This is a genomic window from Paenibacillus sp. FSL R10-2199, from assembly GCF_038000235.1.
Taxonomy (GTDB): domain Bacteria; phylum Bacillota; class Bacilli; order Paenibacillales; family Paenibacillaceae; genus Paenibacillus_AQ; species Paenibacillus_AQ phytohabitans.
In genome coordinates, this window is the sequence record NZ_JBBOBO010000001.1 from 1,334,328 (window position 1) to 1,352,693 (window position 18,366).

General features: G+C 55.0%; 14 protein-coding genes. 9 read left to right on the top strand and 5 right to left on the bottom strand.

The features are described from left to right. Positions 1-2: 2 nt before the first annotated feature. The 5 genes from NYE33_RS05925 to NYE33_RS05945 all read left to right on the top strand — a co-directional run bounded on the left by NYE33_RS05925 (position 3) and on the right by NYE33_RS05945 (position 6,039). On the top strand, positions 3-815 hold the full coding sequence (locus NYE33_RS05925; protein ID WP_336102028.1) for an ABC transporter permease: 813 nt from the start codon (positions 3-5) through the stop codon (positions 813-815). Continuing rightward, positions 815-1,714, top strand: coding sequence for an ABC transporter permease (locus NYE33_RS05930; protein WP_336102027.1), 900 nt, complete (start codon positions 815-817; stop codon positions 1,712-1,714). The genes NYE33_RS05925 and NYE33_RS05930 overlap by 1 nt, the downstream gene beginning before the upstream one ends. A gap of 194 nt (positions 1,715-1,908) precedes the next feature. Then, positions 1,909-3,012 (top strand): ABC transporter substrate-binding protein, encoded by a 1,104-nt coding sequence (locus NYE33_RS05935; protein ID WP_042140334.1) that lies wholly within the window; start codon positions 1,909-1,911, stop codon positions 3,010-3,012. A gap of 146 nt (positions 3,013-3,158) precedes the next feature. Beyond that, a complete protein-coding gene (locus NYE33_RS05940) occupies positions 3,159-4,625 on the top strand; it encodes a CoA-acylating methylmalonate-semialdehyde dehydrogenase (protein WP_340948711.1) in 1,467 nt (488 codons plus the stop codon). 46 nt (positions 4,626-4,671) lie between these two features. After that, complete coding sequence (locus NYE33_RS05945) at positions 4,672-6,039, top strand: aspartate aminotransferase family protein (protein ID WP_341065098.1); 1,368 nt, start codon at positions 4,672-4,674, stop codon at positions 6,037-6,039. On the opposite strand, the gene NYE33_RS05950 is transcribed toward NYE33_RS05945, so the two are convergent. Then, positions 6,005-7,693, bottom strand: a complete 1,689-nt coding sequence (locus NYE33_RS05950) for a PucR family transcriptional regulator (protein ID WP_341065101.1) — start codon at positions 7,691-7,693, stop codon at positions 6,005-6,007. The two genes, NYE33_RS05945 and NYE33_RS05950, sit on opposite strands and share 35 nt — an antisense overlap. 334 nt (positions 7,694-8,027) lie before the next feature. On the opposite strand from NYE33_RS05950, the gene NYE33_RS05955 reads away from it, so the two are divergent. From NYE33_RS05955 to NYE33_RS05970, 4 genes are read left to right on the top strand one after another with little or no spacing between them, the layout of a single operon-like run. Beyond that, positions 8,028-9,416: an NAD(P)-dependent oxidoreductase gene (locus NYE33_RS05955; RefSeq protein ID WP_341065104.1), complete on the top strand. Its 1,389-nt coding sequence runs from the start codon at positions 8,028-8,030 to the stop codon at positions 9,414-9,416. Positions 9,417-9,443: 27 nt separating this feature from the next. Continuing rightward, positions 9,444-10,733, top strand: a complete 1,290-nt coding sequence (gene preA, locus NYE33_RS05960; RefSeq protein ID WP_042140329.1) for an NAD-dependent dihydropyrimidine dehydrogenase subunit PreA — start codon at positions 9,444-9,446, stop codon at positions 10,731-10,733. A gap of 1 nt (position 10,734) precedes the next feature. Beyond that, the gene (gene hydA, locus NYE33_RS05965) at positions 10,735-12,162 is read left to right on the top strand and encodes a dihydropyrimidinase (protein ID WP_341065105.1); all 1,428 of its coding nucleotides are present in this window, start codon (positions 10,735-10,737) and stop codon (positions 12,160-12,162) included. 1 nt (position 12,163) lies between these two features. After that, a complete protein-coding gene (locus tag NYE33_RS05970; protein ID WP_042140327.1) occupies positions 12,164-12,403 on the top strand; it encodes a hypothetical protein in 240 nt (79 codons plus the stop codon). A 139-nt stretch (positions 12,404-12,542) separates the two neighbouring features. On the opposite strand, the gene NYE33_RS05975 is transcribed toward NYE33_RS05970, so the two are convergent. The 4 genes from NYE33_RS05975 to NYE33_RS05990 all read right to left on the bottom strand — a co-directional run bounded on the left by NYE33_RS05975 (position 12,543) and on the right by NYE33_RS05990 (position 18,282). Continuing rightward, positions 12,543-13,034 (bottom strand): GNAT family N-acetyltransferase, encoded by a 492-nt coding sequence (locus NYE33_RS05975; RefSeq protein WP_341065107.1) that lies wholly within the window; start codon positions 13,032-13,034, stop codon positions 12,543-12,545. A gap of 110 nt (positions 13,035-13,144) precedes the next feature. After that, on the bottom strand, positions 13,145-13,819 hold the full coding sequence (locus NYE33_RS05980; protein WP_042140325.1) for a hypothetical protein: 675 nt from the start codon (positions 13,817-13,819) through the stop codon (positions 13,145-13,147). A gap of 231 nt (positions 13,820-14,050) precedes the next feature. Next, positions 14,051-15,145, bottom strand: a complete 1,095-nt coding sequence (locus NYE33_RS05985; protein ID WP_341065114.1) for a response regulator — start codon at positions 15,143-15,145, stop codon at positions 14,051-14,053. 11 nt (positions 15,146-15,156) lie between these two features. Further along, positions 15,157-18,282 (bottom strand): ATP-binding protein, encoded by a 3,126-nt coding sequence (locus NYE33_RS05990; protein ID WP_042140323.1) that lies wholly within the window; start codon positions 18,280-18,282, stop codon positions 15,157-15,159. Positions 18,283-18,366: the final 84 nt, after the last annotated feature.

Below are 18,366 nucleotides of genomic sequence, written 5' to 3' on the forward strand. Positions count from 1 at the left end.
GCATGAAGCAGAACAGTGCGTTTATGCGGGAGCGCGTGCTGCCGCTGTTCGTCTGGATCTTTGGTTTGCTGGTGGTCTGGGAGGCTGTCTCATGGTGGCTGCTGAATGTAGCGAAGACACCGCTCGCCCAGTCCAAGCTGCCTTATGTTCATGAAGTGGCCGCAACCCTCTGGAAGTATAGCGGGACACTCCTGAAGGAGGGCGGGGCCACCTTCGGCAACGCCGGTGTCGGATTTCTGATCGGAGCGCTGGCCGGGGTCATTCTGGCAGTGCTGATGAGCCTGTCGAAGACAATAGAACAGCTTGCCTTCCCCTATGCCATTGCTTCGCAGATGATTCCAATCCTTGGCCTGGCGCCGATTATCTACGGCATTGTACGCGACGAGCAGGTGTCGCGGATTATTATATCCGGGTATATCACCTTTTTCCCGGTGGCGCTTAACATGCTGCGCGGACTGCGCAGTGTGGATCTATCCGCGCTGGAGCTGATGCATTCCTATGCTGCTAAGCCTTGGGCAGTCTATTGGAAGCTGCGTTTCCCCGCATCGCTGCCGGGTCTGTTCAGCGGCCTGAAGATTGCTGCACCGCTGGCTGTAACGGGCGCTATTCTCGTTGAGCTGATGGGTGCGCAGCACGGCATCGGTGTAATTATGCTCCGCAATCTCTACTATGGCCCTTCCCATACGTATATGTTCTGGTCCACCGTACTGGTCGGCGCCCTGCTCGGCATGGCAAGCTACTGGCTGATGGGCCTGGCCGAACGTCTGGTGGCGCCTTGGCAGCCGGAATTCCGTCCCAAAGGAGGGAGCCGCTGATGGCAAGCAATTCTGTACGCGATATCCCATTCATTACTTCTGCCGGCACGGAGGCGGGTTCTGCTCCAAAACCGGCATCTAACAACGGAATTTCATCAGAACCAGGGAAGCAAAAGAATCCCCGCCGTCCCTTGCGGCGGCTGAATCCCGGAATCATCCTTCCCCTCCTGGCCGGGGTGATATTCCTGGTGTTGTGGGAATATCAAGTATTTCACCGAATCTTCGATTTGAAGAAATATCAGCTGCCGTTGCCCTCGGCCATAGCGGAAGCTATGCGGGACAACTTCAGCCTGCTGCTCTCTTACACCGGATATACCCTCACTGAAGCCGTCCTTGGCATGCTGATCGGTTCAGCCTGCGGCTTCCTCATTGCGCTGGCCGCAACGGCCTGGCCCCGCTGGGGCGGGGGCAGCCTGACCATGGTTGCTGCGCTGAATGCCGTGCCGATCGTGGCGCTTGCCCCGATCATGAACCTGTGGTTTGGTGACGGCATCGGGTCACGGGCCGCTATTGTTACCGCAACCACGATGGCAGCCATGGCCATCAATGCCTACAAGGGTATGGTGGCTGTTGATCCGCTGGCCCTTGACCTGATGCATTCCTATGCAGCGGCCAAACCGGCAGTATTCCGCTATCTGCGGATTCAGAACAGCCTGCCCTATGTATTCACTGCGCTGAAGATCAACGCTACGGCGAGTATGATCGGAGCCATTGTCGGGGAGTTCTTCTTCTCCTCGCGGGGACTGGGCTATCTGCTCTCCAACTCCATTAAGGTGGCCAAAATGCCGCTGGGCTGGTCCTGCATTGTGCTGGCAGCCATTGCCGGAGTCATCTTTTACCTGGCCGTTGAACGGCTGGAGAAGGCATTCATCAAATGGCATCCCTCCCAGCGTGCGTAACACTGTAATGCCTGTAGCCCCCTGTAACACCCTGTAACACCCTGTAACACCCTGTACCTGTTACATCCGGCTTCTGCGCTGACGGGATATAGAGAAGCTGTCAACGCATGACCGTATGCATAGAGCATCACGATGGCAACCATGCTGTGTTTGGCCGGATTACAAAACTCAATTTGGTAGGGGGAGTTGCTGAGATGAACGGTAAAAAAAGCAAATTTCGTGGCGGGTTAATGATGGCGGCGGTTATTATGATGATTTCACTACTGGCAGGCTGCGGCGGCAACAACAATAATGCTCCTGCGGCAGAGGCGACAGCGGGCAATACGGCTGCGGCTTCGCCGGAAGCGGCGGCAACCACAGAACCGGCGGCTGATCCGGTTACTGTGAAGCTGCAGCTCAAGTGGGTTCCGCAGGCGCAGTTCGCCGGCTACTTCTTAGCCCAGGACAAAGGTTACTATGCCGAAGAAGGGCTGAAGGTTGAGATTCTGCCCGGCGGTCCGGATATCGTGCCGGAGCAGCAGGTGGCGGGCGGTTCGGCGGATATCGGCGTAGACTGGGTGGCGAGTCTGCTGACCAGCCAGGAGCAGGAAATGCCGCTGGTGCAGATCGCCCAGATCTTCCAGAAGAGCGGCCTGGTGCTGGTATCCAAGAAGGATGCGGGTATCGCTACACCGGCTGACCTGAAGGGCAAGAAGGTCGGCAACTGGATGGGCGGTAACGAGTTCGAAATTCTGGCCCTCTTTGATAAATACAAACTGGATTCTAATAAGGATCTGAACTTCACCAAGCAGGGCTTCACCATGGACCAGTTCCTCGGCGGTGAGATCGATGCGGCATCGGCCATGACCTACAACGAATATCAGGTGGTGCTGGAATCAGGGATCAAGGCAGAGGATTTGAGCGTAATCGACATGAATGACGAGGGTGTGGCGATGCTCGAAGACAACCTGTTCGCCAACAAGGAGTGGCTGGATGCCAATAAAGAAACGGCAGCCAAATTCGTCCGTGCTTCCCTCAAGGGCTGGGCAGATGCGATTGCCGATCCTGAAGCGGCTGTTGACAGTGTAATGAAGCTTGCGGAAGAAGGCAGCACGTCCCGCGAGCATCAGCTGACGATGATGACTGAAGTTGCCAAGCTGATTCAGCCGGAGGGCTTCGATGCTTCCAAGATGGGTTATACGGATGCAGCGGCATTCCAGCAGACAGCCGATATTGCGCTCAAATTCGGTGTAATCAAGACGGCATCTGATGTGAATGCAGCCTATACGAACGAAATTGTCGAGATGGCGGCAAAATAACCAATTTCCTTCTATATATAGTGAGTTTAAGAATCAGCAGGGCATCATTCTTAAGTTCAGCTTATATAGCTATAATAGATGGCCGCCCGGGCACGGCGGTCATCTATTATAATAAACATCCCAGAATATGGAAAGAGGTGCAGACTATGTCTCTGCTCGTGGGGCAGGCCGGTAAAGTGAAGAACTATGTGAATGGTGCTTGGGTGGAATCCTCATCCGGGCAGGAAGAGGAGGTGTTCAATCCGGCAACGGGCGAAGTGATTGCTTATGTGCCGATCTCCAGCCGTGCTGAGCTGAACGTTGCCGTACAGGCAGCTTCAGAGGCCTATGCATCGTGGAAAAGAGTAGCTGTACCGCGCCGGGCGCGCTATTTCTTCCAGTACCAGCAGCTGCTGGTGCAGCACTGGAATGAGCTGGCGGAGCTGATCACGCTGGAGAACGGCAAAAGCCTGGAGGAAGCGCTGGGCGAGGTACAGCGCGGTATTGAATGTGTGGAATTTGCCGCCGGCATTCCCACACTGATGATGGGCAGCCAGCTGCCGGATATCGCCACGGGCGTGGAGTCGGGGATGTACCGCTACCCGCTGGGGGTAATCGGCGGCATCGCCCCGTTCAACTTCCCGATGATGGTGCCCTGCTGGATGTTTCCGCTGGCGATTGCCTGCGGCAATACCTTTGTGCTGAAGCCTTCCGAGCGTACACCGCTGCTGGTGAACCGGCTGGCGGAGCTGTTCGCAGAGGCGGGCTTCCCTCCGGGTGTGCTGAATGTCGTGCATGGAGCACATGAGGTCGTGAATGGTCTGCTGGAACATGAAGAGGTGAAGGCGATTTCCTTCGTCGGCTCACAGCCGGTGGCGGAATATGTATATAAGCAGGGTACGGCGCACGGCAAGCGGGTCCAGGCGCTGGCCGGAGCCAAGAACCATTCGATCGTGCTGCCTGATGCGGATCTCGACAACGCAGTGAAGAATATCATTTCCGCCGCCTTCGGCTCAGCGGGTGAGCGCTGTATGGCCTGCTCGGTGGTCGCGGTGCATGAGACAATCGCGGACGAACTGGTGAACCGTCTGAAGGAGGCGGCCGACGGACTGAAGATCGGGGACGGCAAGGAAGACGGCGTGTTCCTGGGGCCGGTCATCCGGCAGTCGAACAAGGACCGGACGATTGCCTACATCGAGACAGGGCTTGCCGAGCAGGCGGAATTGGTGCGGGACGGCAGGAAGGATGCGGCTGCTGCTGCTGGCAGCGGCTATTTCATCGGCCCGACGATCTTTGACCATGTGCAGACGGGCATGGCGATCTGGCGTGATGAAATCTTCGCGCCCCTGCTGTCTGTAGTGCGGGTTAAGGACCTGGCGGAGGCGATAGCCGTCACGAATGAGTCGCCTTTTGCCAATGGGGCCTGTATCTATACGGACAGCGCCAAGGCGATCCGCGAGTTCCGCGAAGAGATCGATGCCGGGATGCTGGGGGTTAATCTGGGTGTACCGGCCCCGATGGCATTCTTCCCGTTCTCAGGCTACAAGAAGTCGTTCTATGGCGATCTGCATGCCAATGGCCGCGACGGCGTTGAATTCTACACCCGCAAGAAAATGGTCACCGCGCGTTATTAGTTGATTCATACAAATATCAAATGGGATTCCGAGAGGAGAGAGTGTCGTGCAGAGCCTGGGCAAAGAAAGCGAGCAGTTGCTCAAGAAGGATCAGCAGTATTTATGGCATAATATTACACCATACAGCGAGCAGAACCCGCCGATGATAGCCGCATCCGCAAGCGGTTCATGGGTTACCGATATTGATGGCAACAAATTTCTGGACGGAATGTCCGGGCTATGGTGTGTGAATGTTGGATACGGGCGCAAGGAGCTGGCGGAAGCGGCGTACAATCAGCTGCTGACCCTGCCGTATTTCCCGCTGACACAGAGTCATATGCCGGCGATCGCCCTGGCGGAGAAGCTGAACGAATGGCTGGAGGACGATTATGTCATCTTCTTCTCCAACAGCGGTTCGGAAGCCAATGAAGCCGCCTTCAAAATCGCCCGCCAGTACCAGCAGCAGACCGGCCAGCCTTACCGTCATAAATTCATTGCCCGCTACCGCGGATATCACGGAAGCTCGATGGGCTCCCTGTCGGCGACCGGCCAGGCGCAGCGCAAATACAAATATGAACCGCTGGGCGGCGGATTCCTGCATGTGGCTCCGCCTGACAGCTACCGCCGTCCTGAAGGCATGACGGAAGAAGCGTTTAACCTCCAGTGTGCGCAGGCTATTGAGGACATGATCATCTGGGAGGGCGTGGAGTCGGTCGCGGCGGTGATTATGGAGCCGGTCATTACCGGCGGCGGCGTCATTGTGCCGCATCAGGTCTACCTGGACCGGGTGCAGGAGATTTGCAACACCCACGGCGTGCTGCTGATCATCGATGAGGTGATCTGCGGCTTCGGGCGGTCCGGCCGCAAGTTCGGCCACCACAACTTCGGTATCAAGCCGGATATTGTCACGATGGCCAAAGGGCTGACGAGCGCCTACCTGCCTTTGTCGGCCACGGCGGTACGCAAGGAGATCTATGAGGCCTTCAAGGATAACAGCGACGACTATGGGCACTTCCGCCATGTGAATACCTTCGGCGGCAATCCGGCTGCCTGTGCGCTCGCGCTGCGCAACCTGGAGATTCTGGAGCAGGAGAATCTGGTGGAGCGCGCCGCCATTCTGGGCAAGCGGCTGGCCGATGAATTCGCTATTCTTCTGGATCATAAGCTGGTAGGCGATATCCGCAGCTTCGGGCTGGTGCTTGGCATCGAGCTGGTAGCGGATAAAGCCACCAAGCAGCCTGCTGACCTCAGCATCGTCAAGGGTATTATCGCGGAATGCAAATCCAAGGGGCTGATCATCGGCAAGAACGGGGATACGGTGGCGGGCTTCAATAATGTCCTCACGTTCGCTCCCCCTTTATCCTCCACCGATGAGGACATTCAGTTCATTATCGACACCTTCAAAGCTGTGCTGAACGGGAGCTGGGCAGACTGAACTTCTCCGGGTACAGGAACTGGTAAGCCCGCAGGGCCACTTGAATGGAGATCCGGTTCTCCGGAAGCATGAAGTCCTCGCCGAGCAGCTCGGTGATTTTGTCCAGCCGGTAGTAGAGAGATTGCCGTACAATGAACAGATTCCGCGCGGCAATCTGCTTCGAGCCGTCATGGTCGAGGTAGACGCGCAGTGTGAGCATCAGCTCGCTGCCCTTGGCCTCATCGTGGTCGATCAGCGGGCCGAGATAGCTGCGGATGAAATTCTCCAGCGTCTTGCCGTCGTTCAGGCTCAGCAGCAGCTGAAAGACGCCAAGCTCTTCATAGAACAGAATGGACTTCTGGTAACAAGAATAGAGAGACAGCGCTTGTACGGCTTCCTGGTATCCGGCATGGGCATGTTTCAGACCTTTATGGGACTTGCTGACTCCGGTAACGAGCTGCAGGTCCTTCAGCTTCTCATCCGAGCGGATATGCTGCAGGGAATCGAGCGCCTGCTGCAGACGCAGCTTGCCGGGCAGCTTGGACTGGATATCCAGCGCAATGACAGTCAGCCGGTTATTCTTCAGCGTAATCAGCGGGCGCAGGGAGTACTTCTCGAAGATCGAGCGCAGAATGAGCGAGAGATGGAAGGTGATCGATTCCCAGTCATTCTCCGAGCTGTTCCATTTGACGTCACGCGGGTTCTCAATCTCGATCAGGCATACGCGGTACGGCAGCTCGTTAACCACGTTGAAGTCGGGTCCGACCAGCCCTTTGAGGCGGTTATCATCCTGGCCGCGGCCGCTAACGAGCTCATCCACCCACAGATTCTCGGAGAAAAGCTTGCGTTCCTCCATATACCGCGTGCGCAGCAGCTCCTGGGCGATCGACAGGGAGGCGGAATCCAGCAGCAGGCAGTCGAATTCCTGCGGCTTGTGATTGCAGACCATCAGGATATAGGCCCAGGTCTGGTCCAAGGCTCCGACTGGCTTCAGGGCAATGGTCTTATGGCCATACTCACGGATATGCGGTGCGGCATCCGGTTGAACGCCCTCCATTTCTTCACTGAAGGCCTCGAAGAAACTCAGCAGCGGCTGCTGCTCCTCGGGCGGCAGGGCCGGGAAGAACAGGGGTTTACCCTGAAGCTGCATATAGACAATCTGTGTGCGGGTGCTTTTGCATAGTAACTGCAATACCTTAAGGGTCCCCTGGGAGGTCAGCGTCAGACGGTGGAATTCGCGGGAGATGCTCTCCAGCTCCTGCAGCATGCGGTGATGGCGGTTGATGATGAGGGAATGCAGATCGAGTGTGATATCGACAAAACGTACAGTGCGGGTAAACTGTATCAGCGGGAAGTCGTGATGGTTGGCCAGATCAATCATTTCCTGCGGAATCGAGCTGAAATACGCTCCAAGCTCAATGCACAAACAGGCGGCGTTCTTATCGATCAAATTCTGCATAAAAGATAAAGAAGCGGCCAAATCAGTGCTTGCGCTCATCCCGGTGGTCAGAATCATCTCTTCTCCGTGAATCAGGCTGTCGAAGCTTGAGCTCTCCAGCACATGCACCCAGCGGACCGCCCGGTTCAGGCCGTTTCTTCCTCCAATCAGCTCGGCTTCCGCAAACAGCGGTCTCTTCAGCGCATCGCGGATCGTAAATACAAGTTCCCAATCCATAAGCTTCCCCCTCGTTGAACGTATGCCTTGCAGCCCGCCTACGCGGCTTCTCCATTCTCAGCACATTCACACAGGTAAAAAATAGACTTTTGAAATTAGACAATGTGTCTAATGTAACGAAAAATCGAATTGACTATAGTTTGAATATAGAATGTCAGGAAATATGACTCAATATTGAATATGAATCAGTGTTTATGTTGGCTTAGAGTTCATTTTACTACAATAATCCTGATAAGTAAGTAAAATATTAAGGCAATCATCGTAATAATGTTATATTATATAACACAAACCTGATTCGAAAGCGGAAGCTATCATACAGAAGGAGGGATAACCGATGGAGAAGGCTTTACCGTTAACATTCACACCTGATATGTTCATGCGCAATTTTGCCGAGGCTGAGCCAGGACTTACCCGCAAAGGTGCAATCGAGGAATCCAACCGCTGTCTGTATTGTTATGATGCCCCTTGTATCAAGGCCTGTCCGACCAGCATTAATATCCCTTCCTTCATCAAAAGAATCGCCACCGATAACCTCAAGGGTTCGGCGCAGACGATTATGGATTCCAATCCGGTAGGCGCCAGCTGCGCCCGCGTATGCCCTACCGAAGAGCTGTGCGAGGGTGCCTGTGTCCTGAATGACGCTTCGGCGCCGATTCAGATTGGCCTGCTGCAGCGTTACGCTACTGACTGGGCGATCAGCAGCGGAGTTCAGTTATTCAAGGCTGGCAGTCCCAACGGCAAAAAAGTTGCCGTGATCGGCGGCGGACCGGCAGGGCTGTCTGCAGCCAGAGAGCTGGCGCGGGAAGGCTTCCAGGTGGTGATCTATGAAGCGAAGCAGCTGGCAGGAGGCCTCGATACGCATGGGATCGTATCTTTCCGGCTGCCGCAGTCTATCTCCCTGTGGGAAGTAGAGCAGGTAGAGAAGCTGGGTGTAGAGATCCGCACCGGAATGAAGGTCGGAGTGGATATCTCTGTAGAAGAGCTGAAGGCCGGATATGACGCTATTGTGCTGGCTGCAGGCATGGGCTATGTCCCTCCGCTGGGCATCGAGGGCGAGAAGCTGTCCGGTGTCTATGATGCGATAGAGCTGGTGGAAACCACGAAGACCGGGATTCCTACCCTGGAGCTGATGGGCCGGCGCGTTGCTGTCATTGGCGCAGGCAACACGGCGATCGATGCGGCTACCTGTTCCGTGCGGCTTGGCGCAGCGAACGTGAAGATGGTCTACCGCCGGACCCGTACGGAGATGACGGCCTATGACTTCGAATATGAATTCGCCAAGCAGGAAGGCGTGGAGTTCAGCTGGCTGACCCTGCCGAAGCGGATTGTCGGGGACGAGCTTGGCAATGTAACCGGGCTGGAATGTGTGCAGATGAAGCTGACGGGCGAGACCGGTCCGGACGGCCGCCTTGCTCCGATGCCGGTGGAGGGCTCCGAATTCATCCTGCCCGTGGACGCGGTCGTAGTGGCGATCGGGCAGAAGCGGCGGATAGATCTGATTGAAGCGCTGGGCCTGGAGCATCACCGGGGTGTAGTGAAGATTGACGGGGCAACCGGGCGTACCTCTGATCCGCAGATCTATGCTGCCGGTGATATCGTCTTCGGTTCCGGTGCAGGTGAAGCGATGGTCGTCTCCGCCGCCCAGCAGGGCAAGGATGCCGCCTATGCAATTGTGAAGCAAATGTCGGGCCATCAGGACAGTGTGGTTGGCTCTGCGGTATAGATTTCATAAGACAGGGAGGGAATATCAATGGCAGATCTCAGTATTGATTTTGCAGGAATCAAGTCACCGAATCCGTTCTGGCTGGCCTCTGCGCCGCCTACCAATACAGGTTATCAGGTGCAGCGCGCATTCGAAGCAGGCTGGGGCGGCGCGGTGTGGAAAACGCTGGGCGAGCCGGTCATTAACACCTCCTCGCGGTTTGCCGCCGTTCATTTTAACGGGCAGCGTGTAGCGGGCTTCAACAATATCGAGCTCATTACCGACCGTCCGCTGGAGGTTAACCTCAAGGAAATCTATGAGACGAAGAAGAGATTCCCGAACAATACGATTATCGCTTCGCTGATGGTTGAGCCCAAGCAGGAGAAATGGCATGAAATCGTCAAGCGCGTCGAAGCGGTCGGCGTAGACGGCCTTGAGCTCAACTTCGGCTGTCCGCACGGGATGGCCGAGCGCGGAATGGGCGCAGCCTCCGGCCAGCAGCCCGATCTGGTGCAGGCGCAGACCACCTGGGTCAAGGAAGTGGCGACAACACCGGTCATTGTGAAGCTGACGCCGAATATCACCGACATTACGGTCGTAGCCCGGCATGCCGTCAAGGGCGGCGCGGATGCGATCAGCCTGATCAATACGATCAACAGCCTGGCCGGGGTGGATATTCACAGCTGGAACACGATCCCGAATGTCGGCGGCCAGGGTGCGCATGGCGGCTACTGCGGTCCGGCAGTGAAGCCGATTGCCCTCAGCATGGTGGCGGAATGTGCCCGTGACCGTGCGGTTGGTGTTCCGATTTCCGGAATCGGCGGCATCTCCACCTGGCAGGATGTCGTAGAGTTCATGCTAATGGGCTCCACCGGCATTCAGGTCTGTACGGCGGTTATGCATCATGGCTTCCGGATTGTGGAGGAGATGATCGACGGCCTGAATAATTACCTGGATGAGAAAGGGCTGGCTTCCGTCATGGAACTGATTGGCAAGTCGGTGCCCAAGTATTCCAACTGGGGCGATCTCGACCTCAACTATAAAGTGGTTGCGCGGATTAACGAGGATAACTGCATCAACTGCAATAAATGCCATATCGCCTGCGAGGACGCTTCGCATCAATGTATCGACATGCTTACGAATGCTGAAGGCAAGGCGATTCTGCAGGTGCGTGAGGAAGACTGTGTAGGCTGTAATCTGTGTTCGATTGTCTGCCCGGCGGAGGGTGCCATTGATATGGTTGCACTGGATAGCGGAGCGGCCCCGATGACCTGGAATCAGCGTAATCAGGTCATTAGCGGATTAAACGGTTCTTATTCGGAAGTGGAGGTGGGTTAAGATGAAGAAGATCATCAAGAACGGCATTATCGTCACAGCAGCGGATACTTATACAGGGGATGTCCTGATTGAAGATGGGATCATCACCGGAATTGGCCTGAACCTTGAAGCGCCGGGAGCCGAGATTGTCGACGCTTCCGGCTGTTACGTATTTCCGGGGGGGATTGACCCGCATACGCACCTGGATATGCCTTTTGGCGGTACCGTCACTGCTGACGATTTCGAGACCGGCACGATGGCCGCCGCCTATGGCGGAACCACAACGGTTATCGACTTCTGCCTGACCACCAAGGGCCAGCCGCTGCAGCAGGCGGTAGACACCTGGCATAACAAGTCGCAGGATAAAGCAGTGATTGACTACAGCTTCCACCTCATGGTGTCGGAGCTGAATGACAAGGTGCTTGGCGAGCTGCCGCAGATTATTGAGAAGGAAGGCATCACTTCGCTGAAGGTGTTCATGGCTTATAAGAACACGTTCCAGGCCGATGACGGTGTGCTGTACAAGACGCTGCAGGCGGCCAAGCATGAAGGCGCACTCGTTATGGTGCATGCCGAGAACGGCGATGTGATCGAGTATCTGGTCGACCAGGCGCTGGCTGCCGGCAACACCGATCCGATCTATCACGCACTGACCCGTCCTCCTGAGCTTGAGGGCGAGGCCACCGGCCGGGCTGCATATTTAACCGGGCTGACGGATTCGCAGCTCTATGTAGTGCATGTGACCTGTGCCGAAGCCGCCTGGAAGATCGCAGAAGCCCGCAAGAAAGGACTGCGCGTCTACGGTGAGACCTGCCCGCAGTATCTGGTGCTGGACCAGTCAGCGCTTGAGAAGCTGGACTTCGAGGGTGCGAAGTATGTCTGGTCTCCTCCGCTGCGCGAGCAGTGGAATCAGGACGTATTATGGGATGCGCTGTGGAGCGGCACGCTGCAGACGATAGGGTCTGATCAGTGCTCTTTTAACTTCAAGGGACAGAAGGATCTGGGGCTGGGTGATTTCTCGAAGATTCCGAACGGCGGACCAACCATCGAAGACCGGTTCAGCGTACTCTACTCTGAAGGTGTGCAGAAGGGCCGCATTTCACTTAACAAGTTCGTGGATATTATCTCCACCTCCAGTGCCAAGCTGTTCGGCCTGTTCCCGCAAAAAGGCACAATCGCTGTAGGCAGTGACGCAGATATCGTCATCTTCGATCCTGCAGTAGAAAGAACGCTCTCCGCTGAGACTCATCATATGAATGTGGATTATAATGCTTTTGAAGGTATGCAGATTAAGGGGGAGCCGGTGTCTGTGCTTAGCCGCGGAGAATTCGTTATCCGCGACAAGGCGTTCGTCGGTACAGCCGGTGCGGGCAAATATTTGCACCGCAAGCGTTTCGAGGCGGAAGCGCCCCGTCCGGCCCAGGCGGAAATCAGCGGAGGAGTGATCTGAGATGTCGGCATTCGACGAGTTCGACCAAGAGCGGCAGGCGATTGACAGCCTCCTGCTGCAGGGATATACGGTTACCGGCATCTTCGAGGATCTGGACGGCGCGAAGGTCCGATTTATCCGCAGGGAGCCGGCCGGAGAACCGGTAGAGCTGCTGCTGCTTACAGCAGATGCGCGCAAGCATGTGACGACGCTGATCTTTGGCGGCAGCAAGCCGGCGGCTCCGATTGAAACCCATACGTAAATCAGCAATACGGATAGAGAGCTGCGATCTTAGGATCGCGGCTTTTTGCCAATATTATCGTGGCGGTAGTTCCGGCATTCTAAATATAAAGACAGCCGGATCACTCCTGAACATGGGCTGACCGGCTGTTCTGCTGTAACTATTCGTATCTGTATCGCAGGATAGACATGATCTGCAGCGATTCGAAGCCTTCCTCAGTCCGTACACACTCGCGTAAGGTGCCTTCCAGTTTAAAGCCGGCCCCTTCATAGACATGCTGTGCTCTGGCGTTATAATCTTTGACGTCCAGCCACAGCCGGTGAGTATCTGTATGGGTGAAGACCCAGTTGGTCAGCAACTTCAGTGTCATTGTTCCATAGCCGCAGCCCTTGGTCTGAATGACAATCCGCTGGATACAGACCGTGAGATTACGGTCCTGAATTCCTGTAAGGATCACGTAACCGGCCCGTTCCCCGGCTGAGTCTTGAACAATCAGGTGCATAATATCTCCGTCATCCAAAGCTGCTGTGTGCTGATCCCTGCTCCACTGGCCGATGAACCGGCGGTTTAGCTCAGCCCCTTCGGCATCCAGGACAAAGTCGAGATCTTCCAGGGTTGTTGCCCGTAACTTTATAAGTTCTGAATGCAGCATAACAATCCACCTGCTTCCTGAGTATGTATACAGCTATAGTACAGGAAGGAGAGACGGCTGCCAATCTGCAGTGTAATATGAAGCTGGATCTGGATTTGAGGGGTACTCCGCTATGCCAGACGGTTGGTTGACTCCGGGGATGAGAAGACAGATACGGACGGGGAACTGGTAATTTCAACAGGGGCTGGAGTGATCTCTGTAACATCGGGCGAGTATAGATAAAAGCTGTTGCCAGCTTCAGAGGTTCGGATTCTGGTGAATTCATTAGCAAGACTGATGGTCGAGGAGGATGCAAGTGTCTGTTCTCTGACCCGCAGCTTGAAGGTTACCAGCGTCTGGTCTACAGCCGGAATGCAGCTTAGTTTATTGGCCGCTTCGACCTGAATATCGATTCCGCGCATAGTGGTGTTCATTCCGAGATAGATGCTGCCGTCAACCGGGTTCTGGAAGTTGAACTGAAAGATATTATTCACTTCATCGCCGGGAGTATAGTCTGCATCCATATAGACAGACTGCTGCGTGTATTCAGCGTTGTCGAATACCTGACTGTCATATTGCACAATGAAGTTGAAATAGCTGTAGCCTTGGTCATTGGGAGCGAAATCCCGCAAAAGGACTTGCACGGTTACTTCATCACCGGGTAAATAGGCGCTTTTATCCGTGGTAACTTCTACGGACATCGCAGGAGCCGTACTATCTGCAGTAACCTCACGAATCATCGACATCATAAGCGGCAGCAATCGGGTAGTTTTGACAACTTTTTTGAATCCGGTCCATGTATTCATTCTTCAACCTCCGTAGCTCTAATCATACAACCTGTGCCTGAATCAACCTGTGTAAGGATAATGGTAACAATTGTCACTGATAAAACGCTGATAAACGTCGAACTATGACATAAAATATCGAAACGGTGAGCACAAAATATACATATTTGCGCTAAAAAGCAGCCCGGGCAGGAGGAAGGAAGCCGGAGCTGCTTTTTTAGTGTGCTTTAATCTTTGAACATGCTTCAGCACTTATTTACCCAGGCGCTGATAGACCTCCATGAACCATTCCGGCAGGTCATCACCCGTCTCGGCTTTGTAGGAGTCCCTGAATTGGGTGAATTTTCGCTGCGCTCTCAGAGGTTTGCCGATTTCATAATAAATGGAGATCAATTGCAGGGCATAACTCTCATCCAGCGGCTCCAGCTCGGCCAGGCGTACGGCGTAATCTTCAGCTTCATAATGACGTCCGGACTGTATCAGCTCCAGGGCAAGCTGCTCCAGCAGCTTAAGATAGATCCGGCGGTATTTGTCGCGGGAGGAATACACCCAGAGGCTGTCCAGCGATTGCAGCAGATCCCCTGTGTACTGGGCGGCAGCATCACGCATCTCCTCCGGCTGATTGTCCTGCAGTGCGAGCGTGGCTGCCTCCATGAACCTTTCGGTATCGCCTTCGATTCCCCTGGATTCCAGCCGGTAGTTTTCCCTGTCGAAGGTCAGCTCAATACTGTCCCCCAGCGCAGCCTTCTTTAGGGTTTTGCGGATCTGATAGACAGTGGTGTGCAGATATTGCTTGCCCTTCTCATAGTTCCATTGCGGAAACACATCATTCAGAATTACACTTACGCTGCCCTGTCTGTGAATCCATAGATAGGCGAATAATTCCTCCGCCTTATGAGTGCTCCATTTCACGGCGCCCTGCGGACCGGTCAGCTCATAACCGCCAAGAAGCCGGAAGGCCGTTTCCGCACTTCTTGTCCCGGTGGCGCCGGGCAGCATACGCTTGGAGAGTATCTTGTTCCACGTCTTGAGCAGGCGCGGGGGGTCTACGGGCTTCAGCAGATAATCCACCGCCGACAGCTCAAAGGCTTCAACGGCATAATTCCGGTACGCTGTCACGAATACGATATCCGTGTCCGGTGAGAAGGGCAGCAGCTTCTCGGCAAAAGCCAAGCCGGACAGCTCAGGCATCTGGATGTCCAGAAATAGAATGTCGGGCTTATGTTCTACGGCAGCCGTAAAAGCTTCGCGCGGATTATCATACACAAGAACAGAGGAAATGCCGTCACACTGAAGCAGCAGCTCACGCATCTGCTCCAGCGCCGGCCATTCGTCATCAATAACCATTACAGATATACTCAGGAGACCTCATCCTTCCATGGGATTGTTATAAGTACCTCGATGCCCCCGTTGCTCCCGCGTGTAATAACAAGCGGATAGCCGAACTGTGTCAGCAGCCGGCGGTTGATATTCCGCAGGCCGATTCCGGTGCCTTCTCCATGTGGAGAACGGTAGCCCTCGTTCATCCAGGAGGAGAGCTGCTCATCGCTCATTCCCTTACCGTTATCGGTGACGGTGATTAGGATGGCATTACCCTCCTGTCTTGTGGAGAGGATTACGGTCCCTCCATCAATCTTCTCCATCAGTCCGTGGCGGACGGCATTCTCCACGATCGGCTGCACAATCAGCGGCGGCAATGAAAATTCACTGACTTCAATATTATATTGGGCATTAAGCCGCTTCCCGAAACGGGCCTGCTCCAGTGACAGATAAGCCTCAATCAGTTCAAGCTCCTTCTCAAACGGAATCGCCGTTTCCTGATTGCTGAAATCGAAGCTGCCGCGCAGAAAATGGCTCAAATCGTACAGCAAATGCCGGGTTTTCTCATTGTCGCGTGTGCTCATCCAGATGATCGTATTAATGGCATTGTAGAGAAAATGCGGTTTGATCTGCGCGCGCAGCATAGCGATCTCCGAACTTAGCCGGTCGGATACCGATCGTCTCAGCTGAACCAGGGTATTGACGCGTCCCTTGAGATCGCTCCAGGCATAAGGCTTATGGATGAAGTCGTTAGCTCCGGCACGGAAGGCCGCCTCATTGAAGTGAAGCTGCTGCCCGGCTGTGGCCATCAGGATCGGCAGATCCAGCGGCGTGTAAGTCTGGCGGATCCTCCTGCACAGCTCAAGGCCCGACATTCCCGGCATCATGACATCGATGATGCAGAGGTCGAAATCACGGTCCTCTGCAAGCAGGGCCAGTGCGTCCTTGCCGCTGCCCATACTGGAGATCGTATAATTCTCCAGTGACAGCAGGTTGGCCAGCGCCTTCAGATTGGCATAATCGTCATCCACAATCAGAATGCGGGGAGCATAGGGGCCTGCCTGTCCGGTGGAGTGCGTTACCGGAGTGGTTCTGTACTTCCATTCCTCATCCACAGCTTCCGGAGGCGCCTGCACCGGCGTAAGCAGCAGCTGGCGGTCTTCCGGCTCCTCCGTAACGGCTGCGTCAGCCTGCCTGGCGGGGAGTGTGAAGGTGAAGCTGCTTCCGCGGCCAAGCGTGGAGGACACGGTGATCCTTCCCCCGTGCAATTCCACAAGCTTGCGGGTAATGGCCAGCCCCAGCCCCAGTCCGCCAGTCTCCAGCGAATCGGCTTCGTTAACCTGCTCATAATCACGGAAGATGCTCTCCAGCTGTTCCCGGGGAATGCCCCGGCCGGTATCGGTGACCGTTACCGATATGGAATCATCCAGCTGAACGGCCTCAATAATCACGCTGCCGCGATCGGTGAATTTCAGCGCATTGTCCATCAGGTTGTAGAGGATCTGCATCAGCCGCTGCTCATCGGCCTGGACCAGAAACGCACCCGGCGGAATGCGGTTCTTGATGCGGATCTCGCCGTTCTTATTCAGAAACTGGAAGACTTCAATTACAATTTCTGCAACGCCCTGAATATCCACAGCACCCCAGTGCAGGGTGATGCGCTGCCGCTTGATCTGTTCATAATCAAGGATATCCCTGACCAGGAAGGCAAGCCGTCTTCCGGTTCCGAGGATCAGCCGCATATCCTCACGCTGTGAAGGGGTAAGCGGCCCGCCGGCGCCCTCATACATAGACAGTGAGATATTGATGATAGCATTCAGCGGTGTACGCAGTTCGATCGAAGTCTTGAGCAGGAACTCATCCTTGTCCCGGTCCTTGCGTTCGAGCTGAAGGGAGAGCTGCTTGATCGTCTGATAAGCATACGCATGGCGTGCAGACAGGAAGAGGCCCTCGGCAAGGATGAAGATCGGGCCGGATACCGGCGGAATGGCATAAAGTCCCGTGCCCAGGAACAGATTGCCCGCCAGGGAGAAGGTGAACATAATCGCCGCAATCACACCGATCAGCAAATAATAGGAGCCGATCTCACGCCGCCAGGTTGCCTTGGCCATAACATAGAAGGTATAGCAGACCGAAATGAAGCTGAAGACCAGCAGTATACTTGCGATCCGTGAGTAAATAAGGATCGTACTCATCAGTACAATAATGCAGAAGCCGAGCGAATATACGAAGGTGATCCGCCGGAAGAGCCGGGAATAGAGTGCGGGAAACAGGGAATAAGTATAGCTGGATACGAAGTAGAACCCGATTACGCCGGACATGACCTGTAATTTGCTGAAGGCTTCATAGGAAATGGAAGGAAGGTATTGGAACAACAGCTTCTCGCTGTGCGTCAGCATATAAAGAGCGATGGTGAAGCAATACATAGCCAGCTGCAGGGAAGAGTTGTCCTCTTTGCGCTGGAATCCCTGTCCCAGAAAGTAGAAGCTGATAAAAGCAAAACCGGCCACCAGCAAAATATCGTAGGTACTGTTCCGCTGGTCTATGGCCCCTATGGATGAAGGTGTGCCGATCCGGATGGATTCGGCAATGCCGCCGTTCGCATAGGTGAAGTTGGAGGTATGAATAAGGATTTCAGCCTGATTGTCCTTGGCACTGAAAGTAAAGGAATACGGGTTGTTGCGCGGTTCCGTGCTCTGAAGGGATACCCCCGGAAGTCCGCTTTCTCCCAGCAGCTCGCCATTCACGAATACCTGGCTGGCATTACGGATATTGTTCACCTTAAGGGCAAAGGCAGGAACCTCCGGCGGAAGCTGAAGGAGCAGGCGGTAGGTGGCATATCCGTAACGGGAGAACCCGGTAGTCTCAGTGCCCGGACCCCAGGCTCCGGGTACAGCCATATAAGCCGGAGCCTTCGCGGTACCGGAGAGTGTGTCTTGCGGGTCCAGCAGCTGTTGCCAATAGAACTCCCATTCACCGTCCAGCGGGAAGACAGAGGAATCATTAAAGGTACATGCGGACAAATCTATATAACCGTTCTGCCGGCTGGAGCATTTGGAAGAAGAGGTGCCCAGGAGCGGCACCAGTGCGGATGCGGCAAGCAGGCAGATGCACAGCAGGGCGAGCGCTCTTTTGGCCAGCAGACTATAATCAAATGGTTTCATGAAGACCTCACTTCGGGCTGGCTGTTGGTTCGACAAGATAAGAGTATATCCAAGTTAACGCCGACTCTGTTACTAGTTGATTTC

What these genes read in the sequence shown, in the direction of transcription:
- NYE33_RS05925 (WP_336102028.1), top strand. Translation starts at nt 3, where the DNA reads ATGAAGCAGAACAGTGCGTTTATGCGGGAGCGCGTGCTGCCGCTGTTC.
- NYE33_RS05930 (WP_336102027.1), top strand. Translation starts at nt 815, where the DNA reads ATGGCAAGCAATTCTGTACGCGATATCCCATTCATTACTTCTGCCGGC.
- NYE33_RS05935 (WP_042140334.1), top strand. Translation starts at nt 1,909, where the DNA reads ATGAACGGTAAAAAAAGCAAATTTCGTGGCGGGTTAATGATGGCGGCG.
- NYE33_RS05940 (WP_340948711.1), top strand. Translation starts at nt 3,159, where the DNA reads ATGTCTCTGCTCGTGGGGCAGGCCGGTAAAGTGAAGAACTATGTGAAT.
- NYE33_RS05950 (WP_341065101.1), bottom strand. Translation starts at nt 7,693, where the DNA reads ATGGATTGGGAACTTGTATTTACGATCCGCGATGCGCTGAAGAGACCG.
- NYE33_RS05955 (WP_341065104.1), top strand. Translation starts at nt 8,028, where the DNA reads ATGGAGAAGGCTTTACCGTTAACATTCACACCTGATATGTTCATGCGC.
- preA (WP_042140329.1), top strand. Translation starts at nt 9,444, where the DNA reads ATGGCAGATCTCAGTATTGATTTTGCAGGAATCAAGTCACCGAATCCG.
- hydA (WP_341065105.1), top strand. Translation starts at nt 10,735, where the DNA reads ATGAAGAAGATCATCAAGAACGGCATTATCGTCACAGCAGCGGATACT.
- NYE33_RS05970 (WP_042140327.1), top strand. Translation starts at nt 12,164, where the DNA reads ATGTCGGCATTCGACGAGTTCGACCAAGAGCGGCAGGCGATTGACAGC.
- NYE33_RS05975 (WP_341065107.1), bottom strand. Translation starts at nt 13,034, where the DNA reads ATGCTGCATTCAGAACTTATAAAGTTACGGGCAACAACCCTGGAAGAT.
- NYE33_RS05980 (WP_042140325.1), bottom strand. Translation starts at nt 13,819, where the DNA reads ATGAATACATGGACCGGATTCAAAAAAGTTGTCAAAACTACCCGATTG.
- NYE33_RS05985 (WP_341065114.1), bottom strand. Translation starts at nt 15,145, where the DNA reads ATGGTTATTGATGACGAATGGCCGGCGCTGGAGCAGATGCGTGAGCTG.
- NYE33_RS05990 (WP_042140323.1), bottom strand. Translation starts at nt 18,282, where the DNA reads ATGAAACCATTTGATTATAGTCTGCTGGCCAAAAGAGCGCTCGCCCTG.